General features: G+C 57.5%; 8 protein-coding genes. All 8 read right to left on the bottom strand.

All coding sequences use genetic code 11. The features are described 5' to 3' along the window. Window positions 1-231: 231 nt before the first annotated feature. Complete coding sequence (locus G473_RS29915; RefSeq protein ID WP_210163301.1) at window positions 232-1,566, bottom strand: phospholipase D family protein; 1,335 nt, start codon at window positions 1,564-1,566, stop codon at window positions 232-234. Between the two features lie 28 nt (window positions 1,567-1,594). Next, window positions 1,595-4,252 (bottom strand): DEAD/DEAH box helicase, encoded by a 2,658-nt coding sequence (locus G473_RS0111925; protein WP_210163300.1) that lies wholly within the window; start codon window positions 4,250-4,252, stop codon window positions 1,595-1,597. Next, complete coding sequence (locus G473_RS0111920) at window positions 4,252-5,817, bottom strand: site-specific DNA-methyltransferase (RefSeq protein WP_029013287.1); 1,566 nt, start codon at window positions 5,815-5,817, stop codon at window positions 4,252-4,254. Before G473_RS0111920 ends, G473_RS0111925 begins: the two co-directional genes overlap by 1 nt. Before the next feature lie 125 nt (window positions 5,818-5,942). Further along, window positions 5,943-6,185: a hypothetical protein gene (locus G473_RS0111915; RefSeq protein WP_029013286.1), complete on the bottom strand. Its 243-nt coding sequence runs from the start codon at window positions 6,183-6,185 to the stop codon at window positions 5,943-5,945. A gap of 125 nt (window positions 6,186-6,310) precedes the next feature. After that, a complete protein-coding gene (locus G473_RS26560; RefSeq protein WP_051330187.1) occupies window positions 6,311-9,709 on the bottom strand; it encodes a DEAD/DEAH box helicase in 3,399 nt (1,132 codons plus the stop codon). Then, a complete protein-coding gene (locus G473_RS26555) occupies window positions 9,706-11,337 on the bottom strand; it encodes an EH signature domain-containing protein (RefSeq protein ID WP_035706796.1) in 1,632 nt (543 codons plus the stop codon). Before G473_RS26555 ends, G473_RS26560 begins: the two co-directional genes overlap by 4 nt. A 4-nt stretch (window positions 11,338-11,341) precedes the next feature. Beyond that, window positions 11,342-12,049 (bottom strand): OmpA/MotB family protein, encoded by a 708-nt coding sequence (locus G473_RS0111895; RefSeq protein WP_029013284.1) that lies wholly within the window; start codon window positions 12,047-12,049, stop codon window positions 11,342-11,344. A gap of 15 nt (window positions 12,050-12,064) precedes the next feature. Then, window positions 12,065-14,224: an anti-phage ZorAB system protein ZorA gene (gene zorA, locus G473_RS0111890; protein ID WP_245580048.1), complete on the bottom strand. Its 2,160-nt coding sequence runs from the start codon at window positions 14,222-14,224 to the stop codon at window positions 12,065-12,067. Window positions 14,225-14,321: the final 97 nt, after the last annotated feature.

Below are 14,321 nucleotides of genomic sequence, written 5' to 3'. Positions count from 1 at the left end.
ATCTGATCGTACAAGTAAGTCAAAATATCAAAAGTGTTATCAGGTATTTATGTGATTTTGGCGTATTCGAGAGTGCATCGTCGTATAAATACTTTTCAAACTCATAACCTGAAGGCCGCAGGTTCAAATCCTGCCCCCGCATCCAAAAAACACCCGCTAGGCCAATGGCTTGGCGGGTGTTGCCGTTTCTGGGACATGGAAGCGACGCAAGGCGTGGAAGCGCAGTGGAAGCTATTGAACATGGATTTTTACCGGAAATCCAAGCGACCTAAGGGCCTTGGAAGTGCGGCCATTGCGTGGCGGAAAGCGCTCAGGGAGTGCCCAACCAACAATCTCCCCCAATGCACTAACTCCGAGCCCTTCTAGCTTCCATTGCGGGTCGGAAATGCACTTCCAAAGGCGTTCCGGAAGTTGGTCCTGACTTCCACCGTAGAGAATAAAGGATAACACATCCCTAACGGTTAAGCCGTTCTCCGTTTGATCGTTCCATATTCTATGGGAAAGGGCATCGATCTTCTGAGGAATTGTATACTTTGTTCCATCTGTCTTTAATTTTACGGACTTATTTTTTACGCGCCTTGAGTAGTCAATGAAGGCGTGGACGGTCGAACAAAGCATATGAAAATCCTCGTAACTCATACTAGATAATTTTTCCTTAGATAGAAGGGCCTGGATAAGAGGGGCTTTCTCATTAACAACAATATCTTCGTTTTGCGGCGGCGATGGCAATTTATGCCACCATTTCATTGCTTCTTGTAATGCGTCCAATTTACGAGTTTTATTGTCTTCAAAGTGCTTCCTGTAATTTGCTTTTCGACCATCAAAGGTACGCTGATAATAGTAAGCGTGTAAGAATTGGTCTGCTTGCGACCCCTTGGGGGCTGAAGCATTCACCCAGATCGGCCTATAATCAGAGGTGCTTACGGTGTCAGCAATATCGCGGAGAACCTGCAATGTTGAATACCACTCTTCGAGAAAGGCATTTTTCCTAACTTTCTCCGCTGCTAGACGGCTTACGTGAGTTAGCCCTCCCCAGGTTTTCAATGAAGATTCCTTCCAGAAGGCGTCAGGTTTTGGATGATTTCTATAGATAGAGCGTTCCCTATCTTTCATAATGTTTGCCAATTCCTCTGTAAGAGGTGTTGAATTTTCAGTCAGCTTTTCGAATATCTTATTTAGATCAGCTTCCATTTCTTCAGAAATTTCAGCTTCATCAAAGAAACAACCTGCTTCTATATTTTTATTCCATGCACTTTGAGTTAGATTGGCGGAACCAACATAGACTCCCACCCCCTTCCACCAGATAATTTTCGCATGATGATGTTGAACCAGGAAGCAAGCAAAATTGGGAGACTTCTTCTTAAGAAATTTATCCAGTATTGCGTACGATACTGGAACATCTTCATCTAGGCGTCCATAAAAAGTAAGCGGTATCTCTCGTTCTAAGCACCAATCAAATAATAAAGATGACTCCGTCGCATATGCCACGGCTGCAATAACTTCTTCAGTATCGGCTGAATGATTTTCTGTAATGTATTGTAAGTAATTTCCATTTATGCCGTTCATTATGAATCTCATGTTCAATCCCCGTTGACTATGCCAGTTCCAATTTACTGATCAACTGCTTACGCACATCGGCATCGCCGACTTTTTTCTCTGCCACCATAAACAGGTTGCCCGTGGTCCTCTCCCACAGGGCGCCGATTGTGCGCTTCTCTGCGGTATCGGCATTGTCGGCTAAATGTTCACCCTTATATTCCACCACCAGCAGCTTCCCGCTTTCCAGCTTCGCCACAAAGTCGGGATAGAATTTATCGGTGGCGGTCGGCAGCCAGAATGAATTGGGGTGCCTGGCGACGTTGCGTATCCAGAAGCTGACGGCTGGCAAACTATCCAACGCCTGCGCGCATTTGAATTCTTCCCCATCTTCGTTGCCATCGAAGGCCGGAACATTGTCCGGCCCGAGGAAGTGTTTGCGCGGCTTCCACCGCCCCCGATAGCGCGCCTGATCCCAATACATGCCATCGCGGAAGCTGAAGCCGTTCTTGAAGTCGAAGCCGACCTTGGCCGTAGGGGCAAACAGATATTGCTGATAGGCGCTGTTGCGATGGCCCTGCCGGATAGCGGCGATCTTTTCCCGCAGCTTGCGGGCAAGAATGAACTTGGCCCGCATCAGGGCGGAAATATGAATGCCCCTTGGCCCCGCCAGGTTGGCCACGATATCCCGTAACCAGCGCAGCAAATCACTGGGATGGATATCAGGCTGGCGCACCTGCCGTTCCAACCAGATGGTCAGGGCTTCCGGCGTCCAACCATCTACGGCCACATCCAGGCTCAATTGTTCGGCTTCATCGGCGAAATGATAGGTCACCTGCTTGCCGTCCAAATCAATCTCGAACGATCGGGCGCTCTCCCGGACAGAAAATTCCGCCGGTTCCAATCGGGCCGGGTGAGAGGTGATGGACCAGTCATGCCATTCCATGAACAGGTCGATATCGGCAAACTGCAAATGCCCCTGGATTTCAGCCGTCAAGCGTGGGGCGGTGAAAACCTCCCCCCGCTCCGCCGGTGAAAGCTGATCCTGCATCCCCAACCGGTAATGCTTTACGGCTTCCATGAAGCCCGACCGTGCCGTCGCCGGCAATGCCGCCAGTATCTTTTCTTCGACCGGACCGGATATCCGCCCGGCAATGGTGATTTCAACCTCCCCACCATCACCAGCCTGCACGGTGACGCCATCCAGCCGCGTGCCTGCCAATGCTGACAGGGCCGCCGCATCAAGCTGCACCGCGTGCCGCAAGACGGGTGGCGGCTTGGCGCGTGCGGCGAACAGGTCGCTATCCAAAACCAAGGCCGGTTGGGCGGGTTCGATATTGTCCGCCGCTTCCTCTTCCTCAAACCCCATGGCCACCAGCTTATCGGTCAGGGCACGGGCGGCCATGCCGAAATCCGGCTCCGACAGATGGGCATAGGCTTTGTTCAGCACCGGGTCTTTGCGACGCTTGGCATAGGGCATCCGCAGCACGCGGCCCAGCAACTGTTCCACGTCAACGGCGCTTTGAATGCGGGAGACCGAACAGAACACATAGGCAAAGGAACAGTCCCAGCCTTCCTTCAAGGCTTCAACAGTGATGACATATTCGATAGGGCAGGCCCGGTCGAACAGGTCAACCCCATCAAGGCCGCGTTGATCCCCCGTCGCAACGGCAATCTTGGCTTCCGGGATCTGTTCCACCTCCATCAGGTGCTTTTTCAGCACCTCAACCGTCACCTCCTGGCTCTTGTCCTGCGCCTGGAACAGCACGATGGGGCGGATATAGTCCTTATCGTCCTTGGCGGCCTCTGCCAGTGCCGCGCGGCTGGCAATGGCCCCGTTCACCGCATTCTGCCAATTATCATGCTCCGACAGCATGATTGGCAGCTTCACCATTTCTTCCCGCTTCAGTTCCTGTGCGCTGACGCTGTGCAGGATATTATTGACGCGGTGGCCCTTCTGGTCGCGGGGGGTGGCTGTCAGTTCGATGATGGCGCAGGGGTTTACCCGCGCCTGCATGTCGCGCGTCAAGCCGGTCACGGCGTTGTGCGCTTCATCCACGATCATCAAGGGGCGATGCACATGCAGCAGATTGGCAAAAGAGAATTTCACCCCGCCGTCAGGCAGCTTTTCCAGGCCGGGATGATCGGCGGCATGGATACGGGTGAAATGCGGTTCCATCTCCTCATGATGGGCATAGACCTTGCGCCCATCGGTGCTGGATACACGCAGCGTCTGGATGGTGCCGACAATGATGCAGCAATGGTCCCGCAGGTCATGCGGGCGCACCTGCGGGAAATCGGCAATGTCGAACACCCGCACCCGGCCCCCGAAGGCGTCATCCAGAACCTGCCGATAGGGGTGGCGGGGGTTCTTCAATGCCTCTGCTGTCTGCAACCGAATTGTGTTGGTTGGCACCAGCCACAGCACGGTCGGGAAGTCCTTTTCCACCCAGGTATCGCGCGCCACGCCTACGGCATGGGCACCCAGGATGGTTTTGCCGCCACCGGTGGGCAGACGCACGCAGACATAGGGCACGTCCGGTAAGGCTTCCAACGGCACATAGGCACCGGCATTGCGGCCCAGCCGCTTGGCCTGATCCGGGGCCGACGTTACCTGTTGAAAGGCATTGCGGGCACCACCCACCCGCGCTTCCTCAAAAAAACGGCGCAGCGTGGCAATTGTGTCCTGTTGATATTGCTTCAGTTGCATCGCCATTACGCCCGCGCCTTCACATCATAGGGGGTCTGTTTAAAGCTGATCCGTTCCGCTGCCAATGTGGTTCCGGACAGGCGGGATTGCTCACCATAGATGGTCAGGTCATAGGGCGTTTCTGCCAAGGTGGGATGGGTGGCGGTGATGGCATCCCGGATCAAGGCCAGGGTGGCACGGGTCAGCACATTGCCGCCATCGGGCTTCTTATCCCCCAGAATGCCATTATACAGCAGCGCATAGGCCCGCCCATCCACCCCCAGCCCCAGGAAGGGGCCATGGGCATAGGGGGTGGCGGCTGCCTGCCAGGGCTGCCCCGTCTCGCTGAACCAGATATGGGCGGCCAGGGTGGGAAAGCGGATATCGCGGCGGATTTGGCCATCTTCGTCAAAGACGGGCGGCCCAAGCCGATAGAAGCGGAAGCCGCCACCGCCTTTCCAGCCCACATTATCCGAAATGCCGCCCTGTTCCCCCTCAATCACCTTGCGCAGCCGGGGTGCGCAATGCGTCACCGCATGGTCACCCATTTCAATCCCGATATAGCGCCGGCCCATCTTGTGGGCGACAGCGGCTGTCGTGCCCGATCCGAGAAAGGAATCAAGCACGAGGTCGCCGGGGTTCGTGGACAATTCAATAATTCTATTTAAAAGTGTCTCCGGCTTTGGTGTTCCAAAAACGGTCTGGCCTGGAAATAAGGATTTCAAGTCGATACTGGCTTGTTTATTGCTCCCTACATCTTGATGTTGCCACCAAGTGTTTGCTGTAAGTTCATCTTTCATTTCCGATAGATATTTTTTTAACATTGGTCTGCCAGTGCTTTTTTGACCAAACGTGATGCGACCGTCGGCAAGCCAGCTTAGATAAGTTTCTTCATTGCAGCGCCAGTACCTGTTAGGAGGAGGTAGAAATTTCAGCCCTGTTGGGCCTTCAATTTCAAATTGTCCTGCGGCATAAAATTTTCCTGCCGAGAGGTTCTCAGCTTTCCAAGGTCCTCTTGGGTCGTTATCGGGGTTTTTAAAGCTGTTTTTTTGATCTTGGGTGCGGGAAATTTTACCTAAAGAAAATTTATCAGTATTTTTTGCGTATAAAAAAATATGATCATGTGTATCTGATATAAATTTCGCAGTTTGATTTGATGTGTACGATTTTTGCCAAACTACATTTGAAATAAAAGATTTTCTGCCAAACACTTCATCCATTAATACCTTAAGATAATGTCCTTCATTATCATCAATCGAAACCCATATAGAACCATCTTCCGAGAGAAGCTCCCGCAAAATCTCCAGACGCGGCCACATCATCGACAGCCACTGCGAATGTTCAAGATTGTCGTCGTAATGCTCAAAAGCCGATTTTGTATTATATGGCGGGTCGATATAGATACACTTCACCTGTCCTGCATAGAACGGCAGCAGTGCCTTCAGCGCGTCCAGATTGTCCCCCTGGATTAACATGTTCCCCGTCTGGGCATCGCCGGCTGACAGGTCCGGCACTTCCTCCAACAGGCGATAGGGAACGCGGGTGGCGGCCTTGATGTCCTGGTCGCGGTTCAACCAATTCAGGATGGGCATGGGTGGCTCTACAAAGGACGAACAAAATACGGGTTTTCTTGTATCCCGCCGGGTGGGGCCGATGCCAGCCCCATAGGCTTGCCCACACCGTCAAGCGCCCTTTTTTCCCTATCGGCTTGCCGCGTTTATTCGATGAACCGGTAACGTTGTGCGGACTTCACCCGGCTGGCTTCGAATCTGTCCGGGTTGTTGCGCAGGTGCCGGCGGATCATGGTTGCCAGATTGGCGGGCAGGGTGCCGATGTTGGGGGCGATTTCGGCAGCCAGACCGGCAACCTCACGCGGCAGCAAACCGCCCGCATCCGAGGTGATTTCTCCCCCGTCAAACGCCCCCATGACCACCCGCCGGCCATGATCCGTAAACCGCATCCCGAAAAACACCCTGTAAATTCTTAACCGCTCCAAAATAATGGTAGTTACTTGTTATCAAACATAAATCCGGAAAAATGCGAGCAGCCGGCGACAAATCCGGGATGGACCGCAGGAACATGCTGTCAATCGGACCATCCTGCATCAAACCGGCCCCGTCTGGGCCCATCAGAGCGGAGAAACTCGGCTAAGGAAATATCTTCATATCCATTTAGGATATCGTCGGCCAACTGCCGCTTAGCGTCCAGCAGCTTGGCCAGCTTTGCCTCAAAAGTCACGAAGTCGGGCGACGTGATGGTGGGGTATTTGACATGGACTTCCCGTTCCTGGCCAATGCGATAGGCACGGTCGGTCGCCTGATCTTCCTTCGCGGGGTTCCAGGGGCGCGTGAAATGGATGACATGGTTGGCCGCCTGGATATTGACGCCAAATCCGATGGCCGTGGTTGACAGGATGATCACGTTGAAGCCCGGACGGTCCTGGAATGCATCAATCAGCCGTTGCCGTGACAGGCTGTCGCCCACGGTCTGCGCCTTGTTGTCACCATTGATCACCTGAACAGGCAGACCGAATTGTCGTGACAGGGTTCGTTGCAGCAGGCGTTGAATGTCGCGGAATTCGGTGAAGACAATGGCCTTCTCGCCTTTGGCGTGAACCTGTTCAAGATAGCGGTGCAACCAATCCAGCTTTGGTGAGTCTACCCGCTCGGGTCCCAGGGCCTTTTCCCCCTGGTCGGTGAACTTGGTATGGTGTGGGTGGGCGCAGATCATCCTGATATCATGCAGCAGCGTCAGGATCAGGTTGCCGACATTCCCACCCTTTCCGGCCTCCTGCGCGTCGCGTCTGCTGGCCAGATTGTTCACGGCCTGACCATAGAGGTGCCGCTGCCGGGGCGATATGGGGAGTTCGCAGGTTTCCTGGTGCTTGCGGGGTAACTGGGCGACATCGGCCTTGGTCCGCCGCAATATCTGCGGTGTGACCAGGGCGCGCAACGCCTCCACTTTGGTGCGCTGTTCATCCGTCTTGGCCTCGATCGGCCGCACATAGGTGCTGGCGAACGCATTCAGCGGGGGCAGCAATCCCGGCTGAATGAAGTCAAACAGACACCAGAGGTCGGTCAACGAATTTTCAACCGGCGTGCCGGTACAAGCGATGCGGAAGCGGACATTCTGTTTCTTGGCGGCGCGTGTGACCAGCGCGTTGGGCGTTTTGATCTTCTGCGCCTCGTCGCAGACCATGATGCCCCAGCGTTCACGGGCCAGGGACAATTCCTGGTCGCGCAGGGTTTCATAGGTGGTCAGCACGATCTGCGCGGCACCCCGCCACCCGTCGCTCAACAGCTTTCCAACACCGGCGGCCCGATACTCCTCCGTCAAGGCGCTGGCTGGGAGCCGCACCCTGTCCAGATCCTTGCCGTATAGGGTCAGCGTTCGTGCCGCGCCCGCCGTAAAGAATTTGCGGATTTCGTTCTGCCAATTCTCCAGAAGGCTGACAGGGGCCACTACCAGAACGGGTGCCGCTTCCGGGGCATTTTCAAGATACCAATGGATGAAGGTCAGTAACTGCAGCGTTTTGCCCAGGCCCATATCGTCGGCGAACACACACCCGCGGGCATGGGCCGGGTGACGCCACAGGTTCTGCAGCCAGGCCACCCCGCTGATCTGATGCGGCAACAGGCGCACATGCGAGGCCAGGGCCTTGGGCAAGGACGGGGCGGTCCCTTCATCAAAAGCCAGAAGTTCTCCGCGCTTCTCTGCGTAATCGTCCCGCTCAATATTCTCGGCAATGGTCAGTTGGATCGGCGGTCCGGGTTCCTGCCCGATCTCTCCCGTCGCCGGTCCATGGTCAAAGGTGGCCATCTCCTCGGCCATGCCACTGCCGAAGCTTTCAAGGGGCAGGGGAGCTTGTGAGGGCGTCAGCAACGGCTGATAGGCCTTGAGGATGCCCAATGCCTCTGGCACGGATACCGGTCCCGGCCAGCCCTCCATCTGTATCATGCCCTGTCCACTGGCTTGCGCGTCCTGCACCCTGCGGGACATTTCGTCCAGCTGTGCGGTCTCCATCGTGAAATGCACTGGCGCGTCGGCACCGGGCGGGTGGCAGGCGATCACGGGTTGGATGCTGTCCGGCAACCAGCTCTCTCCCTTCTCCGTTTTCTGGATATAGGGGGAATAGACGGGGCGATAGATGTCAAAGCCGGTGATGCGCGCCGAATAACGGGAAAGATCCATGATCTCCGCCAGGCTGGGCACTGGCTGGCGAGATGACCAGCGGTCGGCGATCAGGGCGGACAGCGTTGCCAGTTGTTGATCGACGTCGCCGCGCAGGTCAAGTTCCTGGTCTTGGAAGTTCAGGCAAGGATCGCCCCGACTATGGGCCTGCGCCAACCGATTGGCAAAGCGTGCGACGTCTGGCTTGCCAGTCAGCACAAGGGGCGGTATCGGTGGGGCCGCTTCATCATCGGGCGAAATCTGGATATCGACCTGCGTTACCCGGCCATCCTTATCGCGATGCGGGTGAATACTGAAGCTGTTGAAATGGATACCCGCCGCGCGGCGTAGTGCCTCAAACCGCGCGGGTGCCACGACCTTCTCCATAGCCGGGCCGAGGACGGCGTAGGGGTTGCGCAGAAAGGTATTAGCACGGCGGCCCGCGACCCGGCGGCCCGGCATGTCGCGGATTTCGCGCAGCACCTGTTTTACGGGCTCGTCCGGAATGATGCGCATGACCGTACCGTCATCCAGGACCAGGTCATACTGGTCCTGGACTTGGGTGTACTTATCAAAGATATTCAGCCAGGGGGCCATGGGGATATCGGGTGCGCCGGGGCGTAATTCCACAACGGGCGTACCTTCTACCGACACCAGATTCATATTCAGGTCCAGCTTATCCAGGCTGATGACCACTGAACGGCGCAGGAAGTCATCCATCCTGGCCCCGGCCTTCACGGCCAGGGCGCGCAGATGGGCCCAGGCCTGCCGGTTGGCGCGTGCTGACCTGTCCTGTCGCCGGGCAAACTGCCTGACCTCCTCGGCCAGCATCCAAGCGGATGGCGGCAAAAGCCGGTCGCCATCGGCCTGCCGCATGATGCCGCCGATGCGGGTCACCCCTGTCATCACCCGTGCCTGCGGGTCGAGCCAGCTCAGATGGATGGCGAAGCTGATGTCGGTGAAGCTGCCCGTTGCGTCCAGGCTGGCGGTATAAGGGCAGGCGGGTGGCAGACGGAGAAGGCCGATACTGTCCCTGTGTTCTTCCTGCTCACATAATGTGTAGAGCTGATCCCAGGGCAGGATGAACGCATCATCCAGGTCTGGGCCCCAGCCTTCCTGATGCAGTTGCGCCAGATAGCAGGCAAGTTCCCAATCATCGAACGGGGCCGGATTGGCCAGCCAGTCGATGGCGTCCTGAGCCGACAGGGCACCGGTGGGGCGGAAACATATGCCGGCCTCTTCAAATGTCCGGATCAGGGAGGCGGTGGGCGGTTGGGAGGGGCGCCGCCCACGCCAGCGGTCAAACAGGCTCATTTCAGCCACCAGCCATTACCGGGTACAAATCTGAAACCTTGGGCGGCAAGGTCACGACCAAACGCATCGGATTGTTCCTTGTGCCGAACCCAGAGCGCGCCCTTCTTATCCCGGTTATCAATCACCGCAATTGACCTTCGTCGGCACTCTTCCCGCAGCCAGACCATGTCAAATACTGGCTTGGCAGGCGTGGGCGTCAGTGCTGGCTGCTGGTAGACAAAGGGCGGGGGCGGTAATGGCGCGCGTAGTGGGCTCGGCATGGGCCGTTGCCGGCTGTCCGCATGGATCTTCAACTCGGTGGAAAGAATACGGTCAAACTTATCCTCCCATGATCCATTGTGGGATTCTTGAAAAACAGATTTCGCCACACTCTTCAAGTTGAACAACCGAACGCTCTCCTGGTCGAGTGGAAAGGGAGGTGAAAAATGCGGATACCCATAGGCCGCATTGCCGGTATGGCTGAATTCCACCAGCAGAAAGTCACCGATCTTCATGATGATGGCGTTCAGATTGCCAGGGCCCCCTTCCAGGCGACAGACGCGGTCCCGGCCCTTTTTTCGCAATTCGCGCAGGTCGGGATCATTGGAGTGCCAGGCCTGTGCGCCCAGGGCGATGCGCACGTAATCCATTTGCCGGTGATAGCGCAGCCAGAACTCAAACCGTCTTGTATCGACGGTCTTGTCGGCCTGCAAAATCTCAAAAAAGGTTTGCAGGTCCTGGAAGGCCAACCAGACCTGCACCATCTTTTTCACATCGGGAGACACTTGCGCCCATTTCGCCTGGGCGAAGATATTGGGGCTCCCCCAATGCGCCACTGCCAACGCGCACAGACCGTCATGCCGGCTATCCGCCGCTAAGTGATAGCGGGGTAGCAGCAAAGTCAGCCCCTCATTGACCAGCAACGGATAATCCTTCAGCGCTGTGAGGACGGTTGACAGGTTGGCGCGGAAATCGCCATCCGCCATGGCGCAGGCCGCGCGGACCTGCGCCAGGACCGTTTCCCGCCAGAACCAGCTTTGCGGCGGGATGCCGAGATCGTCCCGCAGCCGCTCAAGATCGGACCGGTCTCCCGACAGCAATGCCGCCGCATAACCCGCACAGGGATTGTCTGACAGTACCGCCGCATGATCCAGGATCGTCGCCAGCCAGACCGGCATGGCCTTCATCCGCTGTTGAAGCACCGGCAGGCTGCGGGCCAGAAAGGCGCGTAGTGCCAGCCAGTTTTCCCGCCCGGCCCCATCAATGGTGGCCGGGTCCGCCGTGAAATAGCCTTGCAACAGTCCGCGCCAAGCGCTGGCCGTCAGGCTGCCGCCGGCCAGCGCTCGCTCTATCTCGGTCAGCAGGGCCTTGCATTGTGGTCGCGTCAGCAGCGCCCCTGTCGGCAGCGGCTCCGTCAGCCCCCAGCATAGATGCCGCAGCGTGCCCGCAACCGTCCCGTGGCTCAGAAAGGCCGTCAGGGCCTGCAGCACCTTGTTCGCCCTGGCCCGCTGCTGCTGATCCGACGCTTGTCCGCGCAGCAGCCGTTCAGCAACAGCCGCCATTTGGTCGGGCCGCCCCAGGCGGGGCGGGTTCTGCTGTAATCGGGCCAGCGATTGTTCCAGATGGCGCTTCAACGCGGCGATGGTCATGGCGTCAGATCCGGCATTGTCCCAAGGGAACATCCAGCAGTGCCGGTGCCTCCGGCCTCTCCCGCACTGTCCGGAAATCCAGCCGCAGCTCGACCCGGCGGCTTTCCTCGTCCGTGGTGCGGGTGGAGTTGGAGGAGAAGCCACCCACAAGGAACAGCCGCCGCACCGCCTGTTTCTGCGCATCGGTCAGTTCGGCCCCGCCGGGGGCCAACAGGTTGCAGACCACGCTTTCCGCCCGCATCAGGCTGAGATGCAGGTTATGCAGATAGGTGCCGCGCGGATCGGTAAAACCCTCCACAACCACCCGCTTGAACCAGCGGCGGCCATCCTCGCTTTCTGCCATGTTCAAGATTTCCGGTGCGAACCGCCGCAGCCGTTCCGCGCCCGGCGTGCCGATCCGGTGGTCGTTGCTGGCAAAGCGTGCGGCCTCGCCAAACTCGATCACCACCCGGTCGCGGCTGCCGGTGACCGACACATCGCCATGTTTGGCCGCCGCTTCCTGCAGGGAGCTGACGATCCGGTCGATGGCGTCGGCCCGTTCGGCCTCCTCCATCTGTACATCGCGCAGTTTCTGCGTCACCGACAGAAGCGAAATGGCCATCACCACCAGGAACAGCACCATCAAGGCCGTCATCAGGTCAGAAAAGCTGATCCAGAACGGCTTTTCGGCTTCATCCTTCGACCTTTTGGAAAGAACGATCCGACCCAGCATCACCGCCCCTCCCGATCAGTTGGACACCCGGACACGAAAATTCTCCAGCACGTCCGCCAGTTCCTGAATCTCGCTATCCAGCATCCCGACGGCCTTGGACAGGGACACATCGAACTCGCTGCGGCTCCTGTCCAGGCTCCTGGTCATAGAGGTGCCAAAATCATCGAAGGCTTTGCCCAGGACGCTGGTGATCTCGTCCAGATACTCGCGGGCCTGGGTCTGGCTTTCGCTGAATCTGGCCACCAGCCGTTCCATGTCGGTGACCAGGGTCCGGCTCAAACCGGCCCGCTGATCGGCTTCCTGCACCGTGGTGCGCAGGGTTTCGGCCATGGCCTCCAGGCTGCCACGCGTCTGGGCATAGGCGGTGATGGTGTCGCGCATTGTGTCGGCGGTTGCTTCCAGGCCCTTGGCCACTGTCGAAACCCGCTCAAACAGCTCGCCACCCTTCGCCACAGCGCCGGTGACAGTGTCGCCGGCGGTCGCAAAACCTTCCGCTGCCTTGCGCATGGTTTCGGCCCCCCGGTTCATGCCGTTAATGGCTTCCATGGAGGTCTGATTCAGCCGGCCGATATTCTCTCGCAGGCTGTCGGCGGCCCCCTTGCTGCTGTCGATCAGAACCGCCAGCCGGGCCTCCAATGCCTCCAGAAGCTGCTGGCTGCGTTCATCATTGGCGCGCTGGCTGTCGGAAAGGCTGCCCAGCGTCGTATCCAAGGCACCTTGAACCTTGGCCAGGGTCGCGGACAGTTCATCGCCATAGCGGTTGGCGGTGTGCTGGCTGGCGCTTCGCACTTCATCCAGAAGGGACGTCATCGCTTCGCGTAGGCGCTGGGCCTCTTCGTCGCCGCTGGCGGCAAGATGGCGGCGCTGTTCGGCCATGTCGGCCATCATCTGGCCGACGGCATCCTTGATCCCGGCGATGGCGTCACCTAGGCGCTGCTGCATTTCCTCCTGTCCGCCGCTGATCTGGCCCTGCATAGAGGTGACGGCGCGGTCAAGGGCTTCGGCCATGCGGGTTTGTCTTGCCTCTGCCTCGGCCATCATGCTGGCCAACTGATCGGACATGCTGCGGCTGGCAGTGTCGCCGGCCTGCGACAACTCGCTGACCAGACGGCCAAAGCCGGCCTGCATCTCCCGCATCGAACCCGCGCTCTCGGTCAGCATGGCGGCCAGCCCCTTCATCTGGTCGCCCATTGTGTCTTCCAGCTTTGCCATGAAAGCCGTCATCAGGTTCTCAAGCATGCCATGGACGGCGTCGCCCTGCTTGCCGCTGGCCACCTCCACAACACTGGCGATCTTGTCCAGCGGGGCCTGAAGGCTGCCGGCGATGCTGTCGCCGATCTGGCTGGCCATGGCAGCGCTGGCCTGATGCGTGGCCTGTACCTGCCGTTCCGTCAACTCAGTCAGCAGATGCTTCAAGTCCTCGACAAGGCTGTCTTTCAACTGCCTTGAATGGGTGGCCCCTTCCTCCGACGATCGCACCAGTTGCGCCAGATATTCCTCACCGGCACCCGCCTCATACAGCCCGTCAATGGTCTGGACCAGCTTATCCAGGCAATTATGGTTCCAGTTAACGAGGCCCTTTTCGATCAAGGTCACCAGCATCGCCGCGATGATGGCAATGGCCGACGCGATGAAGGCTTCCTTGACGCTGTAGATCAGTTTGTCCAGCGCCGCTGTCAGCATCGCCGGATCGTCCAGCTTCAGGTTGAACTCCTGCAAGCCGGAGATCAGTCCGATGAACGTGCCGATGATCCCCACCCCTGTAAGTATGCCGGGAAGATGCCGGAAAAACTCCGCATGGGTACGGCCGTCAATAATAGTAGCGGCGTTGAAATAGACCTCTGCCGGGACAGTCGCCCGGATACGGTACAGCCGTTTTTCACCATCGACGTTGGTGAATTGTTCATGCAGCGTTTCGGCATATTCATTCCAGCGATGGTTGAAATGGCCGAATGGCTGGAAGACATCGGACATTGCACCCTTAGTCAGGGGGGGCGACGTCGCCTTGGCGGCATTGATTCGCGAAGACAATCTATACAGGTCAACGAGCGACCAAATTGCTGGGAGCGCATAGAAGATAAAGAAAATGAACAACAAAAGCAGAACAGTGATCCATACAAAGCCAAACTGATAACCCCCAACCGTTACATGGAATGACGCTAACCACGAAAACACGCAGGCCTCCGATCCGATTCTAACCAGATAAAGCTAATCGTGGCATCTTACCCTTTGGCGGTTGAAGTTGGGCAGGGTAAACGTGCAGCATCTGCAA

This window comes from Niveispirillum irakense DSM 11586 (assembly GCF_000429645.1).
GTDB lineage: Bacteria > Pseudomonadota > Alphaproteobacteria > Azospirillales > Azospirillaceae > Niveispirillum > Niveispirillum irakense.
The sequence above is the reverse complement of the archived record's forward strand: the minus strand, read 5'-3'. Positions and strand labels throughout refer to the sequence as shown.

Excerpts from the sequence above, each read along its gene's own strand:
- G473_RS29915 (WP_210163301.1), bottom strand. The coding sequence starts at position 1,566 with ATGAACGGCATAAATGGAAATTACTTACAATACATTACAGAAAATCAT.
- G473_RS0111925 (WP_210163300.1), bottom strand. The coding sequence starts at position 4,252 with ATGGCGATGCAACTGAAGCAATATCAACAGGACACAATTGCCACGCTG.
- G473_RS0111920 (WP_029013287.1), bottom strand. The coding sequence starts at position 5,817 with ATGCCCATCCTGAATTGGTTGAACCGCGACCAGGACATCAAGGCCGCC.
- G473_RS0111915 (WP_029013286.1), bottom strand. The coding sequence starts at position 6,185 with ATGCGGTTTACGGATCATGGCCGGCGGGTGGTCATGGGGGCGTTTGAC.
- G473_RS26560 (WP_051330187.1), bottom strand. The coding sequence starts at position 9,709 with ATGAGCCTGTTTGACCGCTGGCGTGGGCGGCGCCCCTCCCAACCGCCC.
- G473_RS26555 (WP_035706796.1), bottom strand. The coding sequence starts at position 11,337 with ATGACCATCGCCGCGTTGAAGCGCCATCTGGAACAATCGCTGGCCCGA.
- G473_RS0111895 (WP_029013284.1), bottom strand. The coding sequence starts at position 12,049 with ATGCTGGGTCGGATCGTTCTTTCCAAAAGGTCGAAGGATGAAGCCGAA.